Genomic DNA, 20,417 nt, shown 5'->3' with positions numbered 1-20,417 from the left:
AGCTGGCACACAATTATGCGTATGGAGCGCGATCGCAGGGCGGCGTCAGATCAGCGGAATGGGGCTATCGGCAACGGCAATGTCCAGCACCGGGCGCAGCTTGTCGGCGGTAAACGGCGAAGAAACCAGCACGGAGCGGTTGTTGGCGGCAAACACCAGATCGATGCCGGTCACGCAGGCGGTCATCTGACAGGCATACTTTTCACCGTCGGCGTTGACGAAATGCAGCTCAAACACGCCAACCTCGGGGCGCAGGCGCTTCAAACGACACTGCCCGCTTTCTCCCGCCATCTCGGCGTAGACCTCAGGCAACCGTTTAATTGCACATACTTTGGCGCTGTCCCTGCCACCAAACAATTTCCCTAACGAAAACATATTACTGCGTCTCTATTCATTTCACTGATCATGATTTTATCGCAAAAGCAGAACGACAAACCTGATATTACGCAGGATTTTGGCCGGTTTAGCGCCCTGTTCTTGTCCTCGTTTCTATGGTAGCGCACCCGCCATTCGCTGGCGACAAGAGACCCTAATCACAGACTGGAAACTTTTCCGGCCACTGAAAGGTAAATGAAAGGTTGTTGTTTTAACAATCCTGCAACCGCACCCGGCGGGATTTCACAACCAGAACAATACCGAGGGCAAGTCACAATGAAAAAAATAATGACCCGAACCTTTACCGCCGCCGCCCTGTTGCTGGCGGCCTCTCAGTCCTTCGCCGCAGAGGCGCCCAAACGCACCGAATGCATTGCGCCGGCCAAACCCGGCGGCGGCTTCGATCTGACCTGCAAACTGATTCAGGTGTCGCTGCAGGATACCAAGGCCATCGATAAACCGATGCGCGTCACCTATATGCCCGGCGGCGTCGGCGCGGTGGCCTACAACGCCATCGTCGCGCAGCGCCCGGCGGAGTTCGGCACCGTGGTGGCCTTCTCCGGCGGCTCGCTGCTCAATCTGGCCCAGGGCAAGTTCGGCCGCTACAACGTGGACGACGTGAGATGGCTGGCGGCGGTCGGCACCGACTACGGCATGATCGCAGTGCGCGCCGACTCGCCTTACAAAACCCTGAAAGACCTGATGGACGCTTTCCAAAAAGATCCCAACAGCGTGGTGTTCGGCGCCGGCGCCTCCATCGGCAGCCAGGACTGGATGAAAACCGCGCTGCTGGCGCGCGAAGTCGGCGTGGATCCGCGCAAGATGCGCTACGTGGCGTTCGAAGGCGGCGGCGAGCCGGTCACCGCGCTGCTGGGCAACCATATTCAGGCGGTTTCCGGTGACCTGAGCGAGATGGTGCCTTACCTGCAGGGCGACAAGATCCGCGTGCTGGCGGTGTATGCCGAGCAACGTCTGCCGGGCCAGCTGGCCGATATTCCCACCGCCAAAGAGCAGGGATACAGCCTGGTGTGGCCGATCATTCGCGGCTTCTACGTCGGGCCGAAAGTCAGCGATGAAGAGTATCAGTGGTGGATCGACACCTTCCAGAAAATGATGGCGACCGACGAATTCAAGCAGCAGCGCGATCTGCGCGGCCTGTTCGAATTCAACCTGACCGGCAAAGAGCTGGACGCCTACGTGAAGAACCAGGTTGCCCAATACCGTGAGCAGGCGAAAGTGTTCGGCCTGGCCAAATAACCGCAGGGGAAAACCATGAGCGATCGTATTTTTGCCGGTTTTTGGCTGCTGCTGTGTATCGGCGGGCTATTCATCGGATGGGGCATCCAGAGCGAATACAGCTATGAACCGCTGGGGCCGCGCCCGTTCCCGCTGGCGATCCTCAGCCTGATGGCGCTGTGCGCGGCCCTGCTGTTGCTGCGCCACCCGCAGGCGGTGGAGTGGCCGCACAGCAAGGTGTTGCAGCGGCTGCTGGTGCTGGTGATCACCCTGGTGCTGTATGCCTGGGGCTTTGAATGGCTCGGCTTCCCGCTGGCGACCGCGCTGCTGACGTTCAGCATCGGCCTGTTGTTTCAGGCCAGCCTGCCGGCGGCGGCCATCTCCGGCGTCATCATGGGCGCAGCGTTGTACTACGCCTTTGACCAACTTCTCGATGTCACACTGCCGCTCGGCGCCTGGCTGAGCTAACGGGAGCGATGATGGATACCTGGATGTATTTGACCCAAGGGTTTGAAGTGGCGCTGGTGCCGCAGAACCTGATTATCGCCCTGATCGGCTGCTTCGTCGGCACCATCGTCGGCCTGTTGCCGGGGCTGGGGCCGATCAACGGCGTGGCGATCCTGCTGCCGCTGGCGTTCGCCCTCAAACTGCCGGCCGAATCGGCGCTGATCCTGCTGGCGACGGTGTATATCGGCTGCGAATACGGCGGGCGCATCTCGTCGATTCTGCTCAACGTGCCGGGCGACGCGGCGGCGATCATGACCGCGCTGGACGGCTACCCAATGGCGCAGCAGGGGCGCGCCGGCGTGGCGCTGTCCATCTCGGCGGTCAGCTCGTTCGTCGGCTCGATGATCGCCATCGGCGGCATCATTCTGTTCGCGCCGCTGCTGGCCCGCTGGTCGCTGGCCTTTGGCCCGGCGGAGTATTTCGCCCTGATGGTGTTCGCCATCGCCTGCCTCGGCAGCATGATGAGCCAGAACCCACTGAAATCGCTGCTGGCGGCGCTGATCGGCCTGGGGCTGGCAACGGTGGGCGTCGACGCCAACACCGGCGTTTACCGCTTTACCTTCGACAGCGTGCACCTCTCCGACGGCGTGCAGTTCATCGTGGTAGTGATCGGCCTGTTCTCGGTCAGCGAAATCCTGTTGATGCTGGAGAGCACCAGCGCCGGCCAGAAGCTGGTGCGTAAAACCGGCCGGCTGCTGTTCAACCGCAAAGAGGCGGCGCAGTGCGCAGGCCCGACCCTGCGTTCGTCGGTGATCGGTTTCTTCGTCGGCATTCTGCCGGGCGCCGGCGCCACTATCGCCAGCGCGCTGACCTACATGACCGAGAAGAAAATCAGCGGCAACAGCGACACCTTCGGTAAAGGCGATATCCGCGGCGTCGCGGCGCCGGAAGCGGCCAACAACGCCTCGGCCTGCGGTTCGTTCATTCCGATGCTGACGCTGGGGGTGCCGGGCTCCGGCACCACGGCGGTGATGATGGGCGCGTTGACGCTGTACAACATCACCCCCGGCCCGGCGATGTTCACCGAACAGCCGGATATCGTCTGGGGGCTGATCGCCGCGCTGCTGATCGCCAACGTCATTTTGTTGATCATGAACCTGCCGCTGGTCGGCCTGTTCACCCGCATGCTGACCATCCCGTTGTGGTTCCTGGTACCGGCGATCGCCGCGGTTTCGGCGGTGGGGGTTTATGCGGTGCACAGCACCACCTTCGACCTGCTGCTGATGGTCGGATTGGGGGTGTTCGGCTACATCCTGCGCAAAATGCATTTCCCGATGTCGCCGCTGATTCTGGGCTTTGTGCTGGGTGAGATGTTGGAGCAAAACCTGCGCCGCGCGCTGTCGATCAGCAACGGCGAGTTCGGCATTCTGTGGAGCAGCAGCATCGCGCAAACGCTGCTGGTATTGGCGGTCGCGGTGCTGGCGTTGCCGCCGCTGCTGCGCCTGATGCGCAAACGCCGCCAACCGACGGCCGAGGCCAAGGCCGAATAACGCGAAACGGGCGGGGATCCCCCGCCCGTAGTGTTTAACGGCGCAAGGCCGCCATTCCCCTTTCCAGCGCCCCGATATCGTTATCGGCAAGCAACGGCTGAATCACCGCAAAGTCCACCTCGGACAAGTCATAGAGGCGCAAGGCAAGCAACCGTGCTATGACTTCCGGCGCGAACCGCCAACGGATAAACCTCGCCGGGTTACCACCGACGATGGCATAAGGCGCAACATCGCCGGCCACCACGCTACCGGCGGCGACGATCGCCCCCTCGCCTATCGAGATCCCCGGCATCAGCATCGCCCGCATGCCGATCCAGCAGCCGTCACCCAGCCGGGTATCACCTTTGGGACGGTATGCCTGCTTGATGGTTGCCATAAACGGATACAGGCTCAGCCAGTCGATGCGATGGGTGTGATTACCGCCCATCAGGATCACCGCTTCGGCCGCGATGCACACATAATCGCCGATCAGCAGGCGATCTATTTCGCCCAGCGGCTGCCATTGGCGGCTGACCGCGTCGCCGTGCAGATAGCGCACCACCGAGCGTTCGAAGCCGTTATCCCAGCAGTCGCTGTAGTAGCTGTGGGTGCCTTTGACGATGATATTCGGGTTGGTCACCGTCTGATGCAGCAGTTCGGTTTGGGACCAGTGTTTTTCGGACATGGCGTATTCTCTTGTTACCGGAATAAAAGCCACGGAACGGAATGTCTGTGGCCGTGTTGTCGTTCACTCAACACGGCCATTCAAGCGATAAGCGCTCGTTTCAATCTCGGGTTATTCATCATTAGTGCCTCCCTTGCGAGGCACAAGGGTAACCGATCACGCCTCGGCGGTCTTGCTTTTCAACAGCAGCACCCCGCCCATCACCAGCGCACTGCCCAGCAGCTGCAGCTGATTCATGCTTTCCCCCAGCAGGAAATAGGCGATCACCGCAGTGAACACCAGTTCCAGCGACAGGATCAGGTTGGCCACCGCCAGCGGCAGCGTTTTCAGGCTGATGTTATACAGCCCGAAGCCCAACAGCGTCGGCCCGGCGGCCAATGCCAGCAGCAACAGCCAGCCGCTCCACTGGATGCCTTGCGCGCCGTGCGACAGGAACCACAAATCGCCGGCCATGCCGTGGAACGCCGCCAACGGGAACGCCGTCAGCGCCGCGTTGAACGCCAGCTGATACAACGCCGAAAAACCGAACACGTACAGGATGGTGTTCCACACCGGATAGCCGCGTTCGCTGGCCACCCGCCCGCCGAGGGTATACAGGGTATAGCCGATGCCCGACAGCATCCCTACCAGCAGCCCCAGCAGATCGAAGTGGCTGTTGCCCATGCTGTCGCCGTTGCTGACCAGGAAGCAACCGCCCAGGCTGATGGCGATCACCAGCAGTTGGCGCAGCGTCAGGCGCTCGCTGTACATCACCCAGCCGAGGAACACGGTAAAGCCCACCGAACAGTAGGTCAGTATGGTCGCCACCGACGCGCCGTTCAGCGCTACCGACAGCGTCCACAGGCTGTTGAACAGCGCCAGCAGCAGCCCGTAAAGCGCGTAGAACACCACCTGCTCACGGCGCAGACGCGCCCACTGCGGTTTCACCAGCAACAGCAGCGGCAACAGCACCAGCGCCACCAGCGCCGCGCGCCAGAACGCCAGCACGAAGGTCGGCAGTTGATAGTACTCGGTCAGCGCGCGGATGATGATGGCGGTAAAGGCCAGCAGCATGGCGCTGATAATGGCGATGACGTAACCCTGGCTGCTGCCCTGAAAGAGGCGCGCGCCGGGCAACAAAGGCCGGGCGGAAACGCCTGACGGTAATGACATGAGATCCTCGGGAAAATGGCGACATAAATGCTCAGGCGCACAGTGTAACGCGGCCATTTTTTCCCACTATAGCCACTTTTCAGCGTTGTCATGCAGGCCACTTTTATGCGCTTGAAGCCCTGTTGACATGGGGTATAGTAAAAAACCATCTCCCTAACCGGGCCAATTTCGCATGCACATCCCGTTAGATCGCGAACAGGACGTTCCGCTGTATTTGCAGATCGAAGAAGCGCTGCGGCGCGCCATCCTCACCGGCGTGTTCGTGGATGGCGACAAGCTGCCCTCGACACGCACGCTGGCGGCCGAATTGGCGGTCAGCCGTTTGACGGTGGATAACGCCTATGCCGAACTGGCGGCCAAGGGCTTTTTGCACCAGCGGCGCGGCAGCGGCGCCTATGTCGCGCACCCGCAGGCGCAAACGCGCCCGGCCCGGCCGACCAGCAACGCCCCTTTCCCGCTGGAGAGCTTCACCACCCTCACCTCGCGGCTGGACGGCTATGCCGACGCCCCGCTGCCGGAGGGGCTGATCAACTTTGCCGCCGGCGTCGGCAGCCCCAAGATATTTCCTCTGGAGGCGTTTCGCAAAGTGCTGCTGTCGGTGCTCAGCCGCCACGCGGAAGAAGCCTTCAGTTACGGCGAATACTGCGGCTACTACCCGCTGCGCGATACGCTGAGCCGCATTCTCAGCGCCCAGGGCATCCCCACGCAGGCCGAACAGGTGCTGATCACCAACGGTTCGCAGCATGCCATCAGTCTGGTGGTGCAAAGCCTGCTGGCGCCGGGTGATACGGTGATCGTCGAAGAGCCGACCTACGCCGAAGCGCTGGGCCTGCTGCGCCAGCACCGCATCAATATCGTCTCCGTGCCCGGCGATCGCCACGGCATGCTGGTCGATCGACTGCCCGAGCTGCTGGAACGCCACCGCCCTAAACTGATCTACACCATCCCCAATTTCCACAACCCGACCGGCCGCTGCCTGAGCGAGGCCCGCCGGCGGCGCCTGCTGGCGATCGCCCAACAGGCCGGCGTGGTGATCCTGGAGGACGACTTCGTCGGCGATCTGCGTTATCAGGGCAAACAGCTGCCGTCGCTGCGAGCGCTGGCGCAGCCGGGCGCGGTGATCTACGTCAGCACCTTCTCCAAGATGCTGCTGCCCAGCATGCGCATCGGCTATCTGGTGGCGGACAGCGAACACTATCAGCGTTTCGCCAGGCTGAAACACGTCGACAGCTTCACCAGCTCCAGCCTGATCCAGCGCGCGCTGGACGCGTTCGTCACCGTCGGCCGTTACGACAAGCAGCTGCGGCGCGCCGGACGCGTCTACCGCCTGCATCTGGAAGTAATGATCGACGCGTTGCAGCAGCGGTTGCCGCCGGGGTGCCGTTTCGAAACGCCGCAAGGCGGCTTGTTTATCTGGCTGACGCTGCCGGAGGCGGTGACCACCGCCGAGCTGATGCCGGTGGCCTGGCGACACGGGGTGACCTTCGCGCGCGGCGAATGCTTCTATGCGCAGGAACAGCTGGGCGCACACGGCCTGCGGCTGAATTTTGCCGCCAACTCGCCGCCGCAGATTGAAGAAGGTATCGCCCGGCTGTGCCGGGCGATTGAGCAGGTAATAACGGAGAAAAACGCCGGTTAGACGGCGGCCCACCACAGCCGCAGCTTCATCCCCCAGTAGCTGGTCCAGCCGGTGGTGCTTTGCACCACCTTGCCCTGCGAGATCACCACGAAGGTCGGCGTGACGCCAATCCGCCACTGCGCCGACAGCGCGCCGGCCGGATCGTTGACCACCGGCAGCGCCAGCCGTTTGCGCGCCAGCCACTGCTTCACCTGGGCATCATCGCCCGAGCGCAGCGCGACGGTCAGCACGTTGCCGCCCGCCGCCTGCAAGCGGGCGACGTCCGGCGTGGTGAAACGGCAAACGCCGCACCAGCTGGCCCAAAAGTAAACCAGCAGCGGCCGCTCATGGCTGAGCTGCGCCAACGACACGCGCTCGCCGTCCAGCGAGGTCAGCGTCTGGGCATCGAAGGCCGGCGGCGCCTGCGGCGCGTTCAGCCAATCCATCACCGTCACCACCGCCAATGCGATCAGCGCCAGCAGCAACAACTCGCGCCCCCAGCGCTTGAGCTTAGCCATTGTTAGCCTTCGCCAACTGCTGTTTCACCATCGCTTCCAGCTCTTCATACGACACCGCCCCCGGCAGCATTCGATCGCCGATCAGCGTCGCCGGCGTCCCTTGTACGCCCAGTTGCTCCGCCAACGCCATATTGGTGCGCAGCGTGGTCATGCTCTGTTCGCTGGGCGCCACCGCCTTGACGCCGGTTTTCTCTTGCGCGGCGGCGATGCTGGCATTGTCGTGGAAGCCCTTTTTCGCCATCAGCCGCTGGTGCAGGGCCCAGAATTGGTCCGGGTGCTGTTGCCAGGTGGTGAGCGCCACGCGCGCCGAACTGACCGAGCTTTCGCCCTTGAACGGCAGCAGCTTCACCACCAGCGCCACGTCCGGGTATTGCTTGACGATCTTCTCCAGCATCGGATCAAAACGCTTGCAGTACGGGCAGTTATAGTCGGTAAAGGTCACCAGCGTCAGTTTGGCGTTGGCGGCGCCCAGGCGCGGGCTGGCCGGATCCTGGTACAGCGTTTTGGCGTTCTGCTTGATAGCCTGGCTGATTTGCTCGCCGGCGGTTTGCTGCTGCCAGGCGTCCACCGCCTGCGCCAGAATGTCCGGATTGGACACCAGCGTTTCGCGGATCATCTCTTTGATACGCGCCTCTTGCGCCGGGGTAAAAGGCTCGGCGGCCCACGCTGGGGCGGCGATGATCATCAGTAAAATCAGTAGTTTTTTCATTGTTCGGTTCCTTTGGCATGGGAAAGCGTTTGCAGCACGGCGTCACGGGTCAACAGCGGGGATAGCACCACGCCGTCCGGGCTGCCGGGGCCATAGACTTGGTTGAAAGGCACGGCGACGCTGCCGCGCTTTTGCAGGAAGGCGCCGATGTCGGCCGATGGACGGCTCCAGTCGCCGCGCAGCGCGACCACATCGTCGGCGCTCAGCGCGCGCTGTACGTCATCACGCAGCAGCACATTGAATTTGTTGGCTTTACAGGTCACGCACCAGTCGGCTGTCACGTCGACGAACACCCGCTTATGCTGCGCCAGCGCCTCGGCGATCGCTTGCTCGCTCAGCGGTTGCCACTGCACCCGATCCTGCAACGGTTGGCGCCACAGGCCGGCGCTCAGCGATCCGGCCAGCAGGACCACACCCGCCAGCACCACAGTGCCTGCCGCCAGCTTGGCCGCCAAGCGTGCCCCCTGTTGGCGCCACACCGCCAACAGCAACGCCAACAGCGCCAACGCCCCCAGCCACAGCGTGGCCTGCGCGCCGATATGGTTGCTCAGCAGGCTCAGCAGCCACAGCGACGACGCCAGCATCAGCAGCCCCATCGCCAGCTTGACGGTATTCATCCAGCGGCCGGGGCGCGGCAATCGCAGCGCCAGCGACGGCCAGGCGGCGATCAGCAGCCACGGCAGGCTCATGCCGATGCCGAGCGCGATGAACATGCCCCACAGCACCGGCAGCGACGCCGCCAGCGCGAAGGCCACCGCCGTGCCGAGAAACGGCGCCGAGCACGGCGTCGCCAGCAGCGTGGCGAACGCGCCCTGCCAGAAATGGCCGCTCAGACCGCGCCCGTTATGGGTCGCCAGCGAGGTATTCAGATCGGACGAGAGACGCAAATGGAACAGGCCGAACAGGTTGGCGCTGAACAGCAGCGTCACCAGCACCATAAAGCCGATAAACCACGGATTCTGGAACTGAATGCCCCAGCCGAGCGCGTGGTTGCCGAGCCGCAACAGCGTCATCAGCAGGGCCAGCGCCATAAACGAGGCGACGATGCCCAGCGACGACGCCAGGAACTGCAGACGAACGCTGCGCCGATCGCGCCGCTCCACCTGCAGGATGGAGCCGAGCTTGATGCCCAGCACCGGCAGCACGCACGGCATCAGGTTGAGGATTAACCCGCCCGCCAGCGCCATCAATACCGCCTGCCACAACGGGAACGCCGCACCGGCGGGCGCGGCCAACGCATCGCCAATCGGCAGCGTAATCTGCTGCGCCATGCCGCCGTCGTCGATCACCAGCGTCAGCGTTTTGCCGCGCAGGTCCGGCGCCGCATCGCCCCAGCCATCGCTGACCGGCACTCGCGCCAGCAACCGATCGCCGTCGGTTTCAACCTGCGGCTTGCCGAGATCGGCATCCGCCAGCGTATCGAAGAACAGCGCAGGCTGTTGCCAGCCGGCGGCGCGTTCGGCGGCAATCTGCAGCTCGCCGCTGCGATACCCGGCCTTGACGTTATCCGCCAACCCGGCGGTGATCGGCACCTGCCCCATCGCCTGCGCGAAATCGTGATTAAACTGCGGATCGTTCGGCGTCGCCAGATCCAGACTGAACGGGTAGTCAGTCAGAATGCAGACGTTGCTGCAGGTGGACAGCGTCAGCGTACCCGCCAGCGGGCCGGATACCTGGCCTGACATCACGATCGGCAACGTGACCCGATCGTGATAACCCTGGGTGGAAATGCCGGCCACCTCGAAACGCTGCGGCGTCGGCCAGTGCCAGGTCGCCGGCGGTGGGTTGCCTTGCCAGACGATAGCCGGCGCGATGCCGCCTTCGCCCGGAGAGCGCCAATAGGTTTTCCAGCCTTTTTGCAGCTCGACCGACAGCAGCAGGCGGGTCTCACCCGGCTGTGACGTGTCGGCGCGCAGCCGCACCTTGGCATGATCGTTGGCCGGATTTTGCAGCCAGCCGCTGTCCGCCGCCTGCAAGGCAGGCAGCCACAGCATAAACAGGCAAGCGCAGGCCAGCCTGATGATTTTCAACATGTTAATTCTCCATAAATGATTAATTCACCACGAAAAACGGGCGATTAACTCATTCACGGAAGACGCATAATCGAAGGTGCACCCTGAGGGTGGGTGGTGAAATGGCGCGAGGAGGAGGAATGCGCAGACGCGCGGCGATGGTCGGCGCCAACAGCGCCAGCAGCAGACCCAGCCCGAACAGCACGGTTTCGAACATCACCGGCGGCGCGGCCAGCAATGACTTGGCGCTCAGCTCACAGGGCGTCGGCTGCGCTTCGGCGGCCTCATCGCCGGATTGAACGGCGGTGGCGGCCGGGATCCCCAGCGTTTGCTGCAGCGCATGCAGGCCCGCCATGCGCTGGGTCATGCACGTCAGCACCACCAGGCAAGCCAGGCATAAAAACCATTTTGCAATCCGCTGCCGTTTAACCATGCCATCCTCATGTTCAGATCTGGGGTTATCTTAGCGGCGCAGACGCGATTAGCAACGTTTTGTCGGTAAAGAAATGTCTGAGCGGCGGTATTGATGGCGGCGATTTACAGGTATCATAGTGGGTAAGCCTGCGCTTTTCGCCGGGTACGATGACGATTCTCTCCTCCAGGCATTCTGCGGGGATACACAGCGAAGGACTGGTGATATGCAACCTTTGAGTGGGCCGGGCACCCCAATCGCCGGCGAACGCCCCCCCTCCCCGGGCAAAACGGCGGCCACTGACGATCAACCCCTCTCTCCGGCGCAGCGCACGACGCTGGAAAAACTGATCGTGAAAATCATGACGCTCAGCCCGGTCAAATCGGCGGAGATCTGGGCGTCTCTGCGTCACGATCTCGGCGCCGACAAAGGCGGCGAACTGCTGGCGCGCCATTTTCAACCGGCGGAACAGCTGCTGCAAACGCGCCTGACGCAGGCGCAGCAAAACCATGCCGGGCGCCAACTGCTGCAACAGCTGGCCGAATTGCTGCCGCAGGGCAATAACCGCCAGGCGGTCAGCGACTTTATTCGTCAGCAGTTCGGCCATACGGTGTTGAGCCAACTGAGCCCACCGCAATTGCAACAGGTACTTAATCTGTTGCAAACCGGCGGCCTGACCATTCCCCAGCCGCAGCAAACCGCCACCAGCGATCGCCCGCTGCTGCCCGCAGAGCATCAAAGCCTGCAGCAGCAGATCACCAAACTCAGCGCCGCCACCGGCGAAGCGCCGGCTAAAATCTGGCAAACGCTGTTCGATCTGGCGGGCGTGAAAACCAACGATCCGCTGCCGGCGCGCCACTTCCAGCTGCTGAACCAGTTTTTACAGGTGAAGGTGGCGCTCAGCCCGCAGAACGCGCCGACGCTGAACAACCTGTTGGCGGCGCTCAAGCAGCCGGCGGACGAGCGAGAACTGCAGCAGATGAACGACTATTGCCAGGCGCGCTTCAACTGCGGCGCCAATGCGCCGCTGACGCATCCGCAAATGAGCGACGCCATTCATCAGCTGTTTGCCCGCCGTCTGGATAAAGCCGGCCAGGCGCAGCCGATCGCCAGCCACCCTGTCGAACCGCAGCCGCTGCTCAACCCGCTGATCGCCGCCTTGCCTCTGCCGCTGCAAAAAGCGCTGAGCAAGCCGGCCGTAGCGCTGATCCTGCTGCTGTTGGCGTTGGCGATCGTGCTGGCGCTGGTGTTTTAACGCCTCAGGCGCAGCCGCAGTCCTCAGCAGCCGCCCGATCGCGCAACGATCCCGGCTGTTCTCCGATGGCCAATGGATGGCCATCGCGCAGCCAGAAGTCCAGCCCGCCGATCAGCTCCTTCACCCTGAATCCCAGTTTCGCCAGCTTGTAAGCACCTTTGGTGGATCCGTTGCAGCCAATGCCGTCGCAGTAGGTCACATACACTTTCCGGCGATCCAGCTGCGCCGTGCCGGCTTCATCCATCAGGCGATGCGGCAAACTGAGCGCACCGGGGATATGCCCGGCGGCGTACAGCGCCTGCGCGCGGGTGTCGATCACCACCATCCCGTCCACGCCATTGCGCAGATCTTCCGCCACATCCCAGGCATCCGCATAGCGGCTCAGTTTAGCCGCCAGATAGGCCAGGCTTTCTTCCGGCGCCGCCGGCGGAAAAGCCAGCACCAATGATTCTTTCGACATATCACTTACTCCCGTGCATCAAGACAGATGACAATAGTGCCCCATTTTGGTCTTATGATTGATACCCATTATCCACAGATGATAAGACCCATTATGCGGCACACGCTGATCACGCTGTTTCAGCAATCGCCCCAGGCCGTCGGCACGCTGCGCGAACGTCTTTGTGCAGCATTGCGGCAGGCCATCCACCACGGCGCATTGAACATTGGGCAACGCCTGCCCTCCAGCCGAGTGCTGGCTGGGGATCTGAAACTCTCAAGGGTGACCGTCGAAGCAGCGTACGGCCAGTTGGAGGCGGAGGGGTATTTGCAGCGCCGCGTCGGCCAGGGCACATTTGTGGCTATCCGCATCGCCAAATCGCCGCCGCCGCCGCCTCGCACCGCCATGCCGCGCCTTTCGCAACGCGGCCAACAGATCGTGCAAACCGGCGGCTGCCGCGATCCGCAGCAGCCACAGGCGTTTGCCGCCGGCTCGCCGGATCTGCGCGCGTTTCCGCTAGCCTTGTGGAAGCAACTGACCGCACAGCGCCTGCGGCTACAGGGAGAAAGCCTGCTGCGCTACGGCGACCCGCAGGGCTATTTGCCGCTGCGTGAAGCGATTGCCGCCCACGTCAACCAAACGCGCGGCGTAATCTGCGATGCAAACCAGGTTATCGTGCTGACCAGTTCACAGCAGGCGCTGCAGCTGATCGCCACGTTGCTGCTGGACAGCGGCGACAGCGTCTGGATGGAAGAACCGGGTTACGCCGGGGCGAGAAACGCCTTTATCAGCGCCGGCGCCGCCCTGACGCCGGTGGCGGTAGACGGCGACGGCCTGCGCGCTGAGCCCTCCTTGCCCGAGCCGCGTTTGATTTATTTGACGCCCTCGCACCAATACCCAACCGGCGCAGCGCTCAGCCTGGCGCGCCGCTTGGCACTGCTGACGCTGGCGGAAAAGCAGCAGGCCTGGATCATTGAGGACGATTACGACAGCGAGTTTCATTACGACGGCCTGCCGATACCGGCGATGCAGGGTCTGGATCGCCGTGGCCGGGTGCTGTACCTCGGCACCTTCTCCAAATCACTGTTCCCTTCGCTGCGGTTGGCGTACCTGATCGTACCGCCCACGCTGGTTGAAGCGTTCGTCACCGCACGCACGGTGTATGACGGCCACAGCGCGCAGCTGATGCAGGCGGTCACCGCCGAATTCATCCGCCAGGGGCACTTCGCCGCGCATATCCGCTACATGCGCCAACTCTACCATAGCCGGCGCGATGTGTTGCTGGCGGCAGTACGCGAAAAACTCGACCACTTCGCCACCCCCGCTCCCGCCGCCGGCGGCCTGCAGCTCAGCGTCTGGCTGCCGCCCGGCCAGGAGGCGGCGCTCAGCCGGCAGGCGCGGCGGCTCGGCATCCTTACGCCCGGGTTAACAGCGCAATACCAAACGGTTCAGGCGCAGCGCGACGGGTGGCTGCTGGGCTTTTCGGCCCTGACGCCGGGCGAGATCCGCTGCGCCGTCGAGCGGCTGGCGCGGATCACCGTGGCTTAGCCTGGCCCCAATGGGACGCCGATCGGCTTATTGTTCGGTCAGGCGCATCTCCGCCACCAGCGGCAGGTGGTCGCTCACCGCCGGCCAATGCACGCCGTTCCAGTCGCCGCTGGCGTTCGGCACCGTCAGGCTGTCAAGATGCCAGCGCTGCGCGTTGCCGGTGAAGATGTAATCCACCTTGATCTCGGCGTTTTCCGCCGGCCAGCTGCGGCCGTCCTGCCCGTTGGGCATGATATCGTTCCAATAGCGGCTCAGCTCCAGCCAGGTGACGCTGCCCGGCACATCGTTCATATCGCCGAACAGCAGCTTGATGCCGCGCACTTCGATGGTGCGATCGTTCAGCTCCCGTACCTGATCCAGACGCATCGTCGGATCTTCCTTGGTATCGAGGTGGGTGTTGAACAGGGTGATCGGCGTCGGGAACTCCGGCACATCAACCTTGGCGCTGAAGGCGATGCGCTGTTCGCGCTGGCCGGACGGCAGCGGATAGATCACGGCATCGTGCAGCGGATACTTCGACAGAAACGCCAGGCCGTATTCACCGCCGTCGAAATCGATCGCCCGGCCGAACACCGCCTGCATGCCGGTCAGTTTCGCCAGTTCCGCCGCCTGATCGACCCGCCCGCTGCGGGCGGTGAGTTTATCCACCTCCTGCAGCGCCACCACGTCGACATTCATCGCGCGAATCGCCTTGGCGATGGCGGTCATGTCGCTGACCTTGCCGGCGGCGATATTGAAGCTGGCGACGCGGATCTTCGGCGCCTGCTCCAGTTCGTAGGTTTTGTTCTTCAGGCCGCCCAACGCGCTGGCCACTTCGCGGCTGTTGGCGTTGCTGTTGGCGTGCCCGGTATCGGCAGACGACCAGGCGCTGTGAGAGATGCCCAGGGACAGTAAGGTGATAAGCAGAGCGTGACCGGTGTGCATGAATTCTCCTTGAGGGACAGATAAGTGTTATGTGGGCGCTTCCTGGCCCACAGCTAACACCGATTTTGCCGCAGAAACCTGCGACTATTTCCTAGTTGCACCGCTATTTTTCGTTTCTGCGCGATGCTTCGCATTCTGGCGGTTTACGCATTGCACCGTTGGACAAACGGCTGATTTCGTTTTAAAACCGGTAGATTGCCAACCGCGAGGAGTTCCGATGACCAGCCCGATTGCCGAACAGCTTACCGAACGTTTCTTCCGCTATCTGGCGGTGACCAGCCAGAGCAACGCCGCCGCAGCCACCCTGCCCAGCACGCCGGGGCAGCATGAGATGGCGCAACTGTTGGCCGACGAGCTGCGCCGGCTCGGCCTGGCCGACGTGCAGATCGACGAGCACGCCACCGTCACCGCCCGCAAGCCCGGCACCCAACCCGGCGCGCCGCGCATCGGCTTCATCACGCATATCGACACCGTGGACGTCGGCCTGTCGCCCGAGATTCGCCCGCAGCGCCTGCGCTTCACCGGCGAAGATTTATGCCTGAACGCCGAGCAAGGCATCTGGCTGCGTACCGCCGAGCATCCGGAGATCCTGCCCTACCGAAACGAAGAGATCCTGTTCAGCGACGGCACCAGCGTGCTGGGCGCCGACAATAAGGCGGCGGTCACCGTGGTGATGACGCTGCTGGCCAACCTGACCGCAGCCGATCGCCACGGCGATATCGTGGTGGCGTTCGTGCCGGACGAAGAGATCGGCCTGCGCGGCGCCAAAGCGCTGGATCTGCAGCGTTTCCCCGTCGATTTCGCCTACACCATCGACTGCTGCGAACTGGGTGAAGTGGTGTACGAGAATTTCAACGCGGCGGCGGCGGAGATCCGCATCGAGGGGGTGACCGCCCACCCGATGTCGGCGAAAAACGTATTAATCAACCCGATACGCATCGCCAACGACATCATCAATCGATTCGACGTGCAGGATACCCCAGAGCACACCGAGGGGCGCGAGGGTTATTTCTGGTTCACCGATCTGGCCGCCAACGCCAATCAGGCGACGCTGAAGGTGTCGATTCGCGACTTCGATCGCGCGGCGTTCGAGGCGCGCAAGGCCCGCCTTGAGGAGACGGTGCGCCAGGTGGCGGCCAACTATCCGCGCGCCAACGTCAGCTGCAGCGTCAGCGACATCTACAGCAACATCAGCAACGCCATCGGCGAGGACCGGCGCGCTATCGATCTGATCTTCGGCGCCCTCGCCGCCCACGGCATCCCGCCGAAGGTGATCCCGATGCGCGGCGGCACCGACGGCGCGGCGCTCTCCAACCGCGGCATCCTGACGCCCAATTACTTCACCGGCGCGCATAACTTCCACTCGCGCTTCGAGTTTTTACCCGTCAGCGCCTTCGTGAAATCCTATCAGGTGACCCGCAGCATTTGCCTGCTGGCCGCGCGGCAAAGCGGCCAACCGGCTTAGCTCATCACCCAGCCGAGCAACGCGGCCCATGCCAACAGCGGCAGCGAATAATAGTGGAAGCGCAACCAGATCTTGCGCTCCCCCGCCATGCGCAACGCAATCAGGTTGGCGAGCGATCCGATCGCCAACCCGAAGCCGCCGGCGTTGACCGCATAGGCCAGCTGAGCGCTGGAGGGCACATAGTTGAGCAACAGTATGGTGGCCGGCACGTTGCTGACGATCTGCGACAGCCCGACGCCCAACGCATACACGCTCCCCTCGCTCAGCCCGGCGATGGCGGCGAACGCCGGCTGAAGCGGCGGCAGGCGGGTAAACAGGCCGACATCGATGAACATGGCGGCGAACACGAAAATCAGGCTCCAGTCGATCTGCAACAGCACTCGGCGCGCCAGCAGCAAGAAACCGGCGAACACCGCCAGCAGCCCATACAACGGCAGATCGAAATCGAGACACAGCAGGAAAACCGCATACAGCCCTACACAGCTCAGCAACAGCGGCCGCTGGTAGGGATAGCCCTCGGTATTCGGCGTTTTCACGATGTCGCGCGCCGGGAAGCTGAACCAGGTCAGCGCCAGCAGGCTCAACATCATTGCGGCGCCAAACGGCGCCATCTGGCCGATGAAGCCGAGGAAAGAGAGGCCGGAGCGGCTCCACAGCAGGATATTTTGCGGGTTGCCGATCGGCGTCAGCAGCGAACCGGCGTTCACCGCCAGCGCCTGGAAGATGATCAGGCGGCCAACCGGCAGCGCCGACAGCTTTTTCAGCGTGATGGTGAGCGGTATGACGATAAACAGCGCTACGTCGTTAGTCAGAAATGACGACAACAGCGCGGCGGAGAACACCAGGAACAGCGCCAGCCGCCGTTCGCTGTGCAAGCGGTTGATAATCTTGCGGCCGACAAAATCGAAGTAGCCGCTGACCTCCACCCCTTTGGTCAGCAGCATCAGCCCCAACAGGGTGATGAGGGTACGGCCGTCGATAAAACCACCCAGCGCTGCCAGCGGCTGCGGATGAAAGGCGAACATCGCCACGCCGGCCAGCAGCAATGCATGCAAGAAACGGTCTTTGGCAAAGGGATGGATGAGCCGGGAAATGGCGGTTGAACTCATAGCGGCAGTGTGAACCTCACCGAAAAGAATGGGCAGACGTTAGCTCAGACGCGGCTTCAGCGCCAGCAAAATGCTATTTTACCTTTATCCGCTTTCCATTTGCCGCGCATTACTTTATTTGTAGCGGCTTTCACGGTTTCAAAGGACATGTTATGGCTTCCCTGTTCGCCAAAGGAGCGCTGTTGAGCGCCTTATGCGCCCTGCTCGCCGCCTGCGACGACGCCTCCTCCCGCCCGCAAATCGATATTGACGGCAAAACCATGGGCACTTTCTACAGCGTAAAAGTCAGCGGTGACGTCGCGATCGGCAAACAAGAATTGCAGCGGCAGATCGACACGGTGCTCGAACGGGCCAACGACGACATCTCGACCTACCGCGCCGATTCGGTGCTGTCGAGGTTTAACCGCAATGTTAGCCTCGAACCGCAGCCTATCCCGCGCGGCATGGCGGACATCGTGTTGATGGCCCAACGCATCGGCCGCGATACCGGCGGCGCCATGGACATCACCGTCGGCCCGCTGGTGAACCTGTGGGGGTTCGGCCCAGACAAGCATCCGGTCAAGGTGCCGGAACAGGCGCAGATCGACGCGGCAAAGCAGCGCACCGGCCTGCAGCACCTGAAGCTGATCAGCGACAACCGCGGGGAGTGGCTGCAAAAAGATCTGCCGGGCATGTATGTCGATCTCTCGACGCTGGGCGAAGGCTATGGCGCCGATGAGCTGGTGCGCCTGATGAACCGTCACGGCATTACCAACTACCTGGTATCGGTAGGCGGCGCGGTCTCTTCACGCGGCGTCAACGGCCAGGGCAAGCCCTGGCGGGTGGCGATCCAAAAGCCGACCGACCGTGAAAATGCGGTACAGGCGCTGGTGGATCTGCACGGTTACGGCATCAGCACCGCCGGCAGCTACCGCAACTACTTTGAACAAAACGGCCAGCGTTACTCCCATGTCATCGATCCGACCACCGGCAGGCCAATCAACCACCGGCTGGTTTCCGCCACGGTGATCGCCCCGACCGCGCTCGAGGCCGACGGCTGGGATACCGGTTTGATGGTGCTGGGCCCGGAGAAAGCGTTGCAGCTCGCAGAAGAGAAAGGGCTGGCGGTCTACCTGATCAGTAAAACCGACGACGGTTTCAGCGCCGTGATGACGCCGCAGTTCAAAGCGTTTTTGGTGCAGTGAGATAAAAAAAGCCCGGCACGCAATGGCCGGGCTTGGTCCTGTTCCGCGCCGATCACTTGGTCAGCGCGATGATGCCGAGGGTCAGACCGGCAACCGCCGCCGCGCCGCCGGCGATCGCGCCCGCGGTTTCCCAGTTATCCTGAGTGGTGCCCTTCATGCAGGTGTTGGTGTGCACCAGACGCCCCTGGTCATCATAGACCGGCACGCAGGGAGAATCGGTGGCGCATCCGGCCAACACGGCCGACAGTAACCCAACCGCAATTAACTTTTTCATACTTCTTGCCTCAATGTTCGATCACTTTAGAAAGCTACGCCGAGCGATAATCATGCTACCAGGCTATTGTATGCCCAACGCGTGTAATGGCGAGGTAATGATGTGTCAGGGGATGTGATTTGGGAAAACTCCGAGCGCCCGTCAAATGGGCTTAGGGCAGTAAAAAGCCCGCGAAAACGCGGGCTTGATGGCGAGGTGAAGCTCAGGCGGAATTATTTCGCCAGTTTGCGCATCACCAGGGTGGCGTTGGTGCCGCCGAAGCCGAAGCTGTTGGACATCACGGTGGTCAGCTCGCGCTGAGTCGGCTGAGTCACGATGTTCATGCCGACCGCCTGTTCATCCAGGGTTTCGATGTTGATGCTCGGTGCGATAAAGCCGTGCTCCAGCATCAACAGGCTGTAGATCGCTTCCTGCACGCCCGCGGCGCCCAGCGAGTGGCCGGTCATCGCCTTGGTGGAGGAGATGGCCGGGGTATTGTCGCCGAACACTTCGCGAATGGCGCCCAGCTCTTTCACGTCGCCCACCGGTGTGGAGGTGCCGTGCACGTTGATGTAGTCGATCGGCGCGTCCAGATCCTGCATCGCCATCTTCATGCAGCGCACTGCGCCTTCGCCCGAAGGTGCAACCATGTCGGCGCCGTCAGACGTTGCGCCGTAGCCAACGATTTCTGCGTAGATATGTGCGCCGCGCGCCAGCGCGTGCTCCAGTTCTTCAACCACCACCATGCCGCCGCCGCCGGCGATGACGAAACCGTCACGATCGGCGTCGTAGGTGCGAGAGGCTTTTTCCGGCGTGTCGTTGTACTTGGTGGACAGCGCGCCCATCGCATCGAACTCGCAGGCCATTTCCCAGCACAGCTCTTCGCCGCCGCCGGCGAACACGATGTCCTGTTTGCCCAGCTGGATTTGCTCAACCGCGTTACCGATGCAGTGTGCGGAGGTCGCGCAAGCGGAGCTGATGGAGTAGTTCACGCCGTGGATTTTGAATGGCGTCGCCAGGCAGGCGGAAACGCCGGAAGCCATGGCCTTGGTCACCACGTACGGGCCAACCGCTTTCAGGCCGCGCGGGCTGCGCATCGCATCGGCGCCGAACACCTGGAAGCGCGGAGAACCGCCGCCGGAACCGGCGATCAGGCCTACGCGCGGGTTGTTTTGATACTCTTCTTCCTTCAGGCCGGAAGACGCGATCGCTTCTTGCATCGCCAGGAAGGCATAAATGGAAGCGTCGCTCATGAAACGCACCGCCTTGCGGTCGATCAGGCCGGTAGTGTCGAGCTTAACTTGCCCCCATACGTGACTACGCATGCCGGAATCTTTCAGCTCCTGGGAGAAAGTGATCCCAGAACGTCCTTCCTGCAGGCTTGCCAGGACCTCCTGCTGGTTATTACCAATGCTGGAGACAACTCCCAGGCCAGTAATCACTGCACGTTTCATTCAATACCTCTTCCACTATTAACCTACGGGATTTTGCATCGCACTTTAGCGTACAGATGTAAGCCGAACAAGTCCGATCAGCGTTTTTTAGCT

Annotated in this window: 20 protein-coding genes; 8 read left to right on the top strand and 12 right to left on the bottom strand. The window is 62.5% G+C overall.

Annotated elements, in window-relative coordinates; all coding sequences use genetic code 11:
- Positions 1-45: 45 nt before the first annotated feature.
- Positions 46-291 (bottom strand): hypothetical protein, encoded by a 246-nt coding sequence (locus AC2CGI_RS02005; RefSeq protein ID WP_021505572.1) that lies wholly within the window; start codon positions 289-291, stop codon positions 46-48.
- A gap of 360 nt (positions 292-651) precedes the next feature.
- Between AC2CGI_RS02005 and AC2CGI_RS02000 the strand changes: the two genes are divergently transcribed.
- From AC2CGI_RS02000 to AC2CGI_RS01990, 3 genes are read left to right on the top strand one after another with little or no spacing between them, the layout of a single operon-like run.
- A complete protein-coding gene (locus AC2CGI_RS02000) occupies positions 652-1,632 on the top strand; it encodes a Bug family tripartite tricarboxylate transporter substrate binding protein (protein WP_015378599.1) in 981 nt (326 codons plus the stop codon).
- 15 nt (positions 1,633-1,647) lie between these two features.
- Positions 1,648-2,079: a tripartite tricarboxylate transporter TctB family protein gene (locus tag AC2CGI_RS01995; protein WP_004936154.1), complete on the top strand. Its 432-nt coding sequence runs from the start codon at positions 1,648-1,650 to the stop codon at positions 2,077-2,079.
- A gap of 11 nt (positions 2,080-2,090) precedes the next feature.
- On the top strand, positions 2,091-3,608 hold the full coding sequence (locus AC2CGI_RS01990) for a tripartite tricarboxylate transporter permease (protein WP_015378600.1): 1,518 nt from the start codon (positions 2,091-2,093) through the stop codon (positions 3,606-3,608).
- A 34-nt stretch (positions 3,609-3,642) separates the two neighbouring features.
- Here AC2CGI_RS01990 and AC2CGI_RS01985 read toward each other — a convergent pair whose 3' ends face one another.
- Entirely contained in the window at positions 3,643-4,272 is a 630-nt protein-coding gene (locus tag AC2CGI_RS01985; RefSeq protein WP_015378601.1) for a CatB-related O-acetyltransferase, read from the bottom strand.
- Positions 4,273-4,428: 156 nt separating this feature from the next.
- A complete protein-coding gene (locus tag AC2CGI_RS01980; protein WP_076740581.1) occupies positions 4,429-5,424 on the bottom strand; it encodes a DMT family transporter in 996 nt (331 codons plus the stop codon).
- A 172-nt stretch (positions 5,425-5,596) separates the two neighbouring features.
- On the opposite strand from AC2CGI_RS01980, the gene pdxR (AC2CGI_RS01975) reads away from it, so the two are divergent.
- A complete protein-coding gene (gene pdxR, locus AC2CGI_RS01975; protein ID WP_076740580.1) occupies positions 5,597-7,063 on the top strand; it encodes a MocR-like pyridoxine biosynthesis transcription factor PdxR in 1,467 nt (488 codons plus the stop codon).
- On the opposite strand, the gene AC2CGI_RS01970 is transcribed toward pdxR (AC2CGI_RS01975), so the two are convergent.
- Genes AC2CGI_RS01970 through AC2CGI_RS01955 form a run of 4 tightly spaced genes read right to left on the bottom strand, consistent with a single transcriptional unit; the run spans position 7,060 to position 10,714 of the window.
- Complete coding sequence (locus AC2CGI_RS01970) at positions 7,060-7,560, bottom strand: protein disulfide oxidoreductase (RefSeq protein WP_015378604.1); 501 nt, start codon at positions 7,558-7,560, stop codon at positions 7,060-7,062. The genes pdxR (AC2CGI_RS01975) and AC2CGI_RS01970 overlap by 4 nt on opposite strands.
- The gene (locus AC2CGI_RS01965) at positions 7,553-8,269 is read right to left on the bottom strand and encodes a DsbA family protein (protein WP_015378605.1); all 717 of its coding nucleotides are present in this window, start codon (positions 8,267-8,269) and stop codon (positions 7,553-7,555) included. Before AC2CGI_RS01965 ends, AC2CGI_RS01970 begins: the two co-directional genes overlap by 8 nt.
- Entirely contained in the window at positions 8,266-10,302 is a 2,037-nt protein-coding gene (locus tag AC2CGI_RS01960) for a protein-disulfide reductase DsbD family protein (protein ID WP_076740579.1), read from the bottom strand. Before AC2CGI_RS01960 ends, AC2CGI_RS01965 begins: the two co-directional genes overlap by 4 nt.
- Before the next feature lie 49 nt (positions 10,303-10,351).
- On the bottom strand, positions 10,352-10,714 hold the full coding sequence (locus tag AC2CGI_RS01955; protein WP_015378607.1) for a hypothetical protein: 363 nt from the start codon (positions 10,712-10,714) through the stop codon (positions 10,352-10,354).
- Positions 10,715-10,919: 205 nt separating this feature from the next.
- Between AC2CGI_RS01955 and flk the strand changes: the two genes are divergently transcribed.
- Complete coding sequence (flk, locus tag AC2CGI_RS01950) at positions 10,920-11,948, top strand: flagella biosynthesis regulator Flk (protein WP_044030780.1); 1,029 nt, start codon at positions 10,920-10,922, stop codon at positions 11,946-11,948.
- Between the two features lie 4 nt (positions 11,949-11,952).
- Here the strand turns inward: flk and AC2CGI_RS01945 are convergent, their stop codons facing one another.
- On the bottom strand, positions 11,953-12,408 hold the full coding sequence (locus tag AC2CGI_RS01945; protein ID WP_021505580.1) for a rhodanese-like domain-containing protein: 456 nt from the start codon (positions 12,406-12,408) through the stop codon (positions 11,953-11,955).
- A gap of 93 nt (positions 12,409-12,501) precedes the next feature.
- On the opposite strand from AC2CGI_RS01945, the gene pdxR (AC2CGI_RS01940) reads away from it, so the two are divergent.
- Entirely contained in the window at positions 12,502-13,935 is a 1,434-nt protein-coding gene (gene pdxR, locus AC2CGI_RS01940; RefSeq protein WP_015378610.1) for a MocR-like pyridoxine biosynthesis transcription factor PdxR, read from the top strand.
- A gap of 27 nt (positions 13,936-13,962) precedes the next feature.
- Here the strand turns inward: pdxR (AC2CGI_RS01940) and AC2CGI_RS01935 are convergent, their stop codons facing one another.
- A complete protein-coding gene (locus AC2CGI_RS01935) occupies positions 13,963-14,859 on the bottom strand; it encodes an endonuclease/exonuclease/phosphatase family protein (protein ID WP_015378611.1) in 897 nt (298 codons plus the stop codon).
- 217 nt (positions 14,860-15,076) lie between these two features.
- Between AC2CGI_RS01935 and pepT the strand changes: the two genes are divergently transcribed.
- The gene (gene pepT, locus AC2CGI_RS01930; RefSeq protein ID WP_075684721.1) at positions 15,077-16,324 is read left to right on the top strand and encodes a peptidase T; all 1,248 of its coding nucleotides are present in this window, start codon (positions 15,077-15,079) and stop codon (positions 16,322-16,324) included.
- Here the strand turns inward: pepT and AC2CGI_RS01925 are convergent.
- Positions 16,321-17,433 carry an SLC13 family permease gene (locus tag AC2CGI_RS01925; protein ID WP_060559993.1) on the bottom strand — a complete coding sequence of 371 codons (1,113 nt, stop codon included), beginning with the start codon at positions 17,431-17,433 and terminating at the stop codon, positions 16,321-16,323. The two genes, pepT and AC2CGI_RS01925, sit on opposite strands and share 4 nt — an antisense overlap.
- A 152-nt stretch (positions 17,434-17,585) precedes the next feature.
- On the opposite strand from AC2CGI_RS01925, the gene apbE reads away from it, so the two are divergent.
- Positions 17,586-18,617 (top strand): FAD:protein FMN transferase ApbE, encoded by a 1,032-nt coding sequence (apbE, locus tag AC2CGI_RS01920; protein ID WP_060559994.1) that lies wholly within the window; start codon positions 17,586-17,588, stop codon positions 18,615-18,617.
- 52 nt (positions 18,618-18,669) lie between these two features.
- Here the strand turns inward: apbE and AC2CGI_RS01915 are convergent, their stop codons facing one another.
- Positions 18,670-18,891, bottom strand: coding sequence for a putative periplasmic lipoprotein (locus tag AC2CGI_RS01915; RefSeq protein WP_004936201.1), 222 nt, complete (start codon positions 18,889-18,891; stop codon positions 18,670-18,672).
- 212 nt (positions 18,892-19,103) lie between these two features.
- Positions 19,104-20,324, bottom strand: coding sequence for a beta-ketoacyl-ACP synthase I (gene fabB, locus AC2CGI_RS01910; protein ID WP_004936203.1), 1,221 nt, complete (start codon positions 20,322-20,324; stop codon positions 19,104-19,106).
- Positions 20,325-20,417: the final 93 nt, after the last annotated feature.

This window comes from Serratia sp. LSHTC3 (genome assembly GCF_057197125.1).
This window is presented reverse-complemented; position numbering and strand designations above follow the sequence as displayed.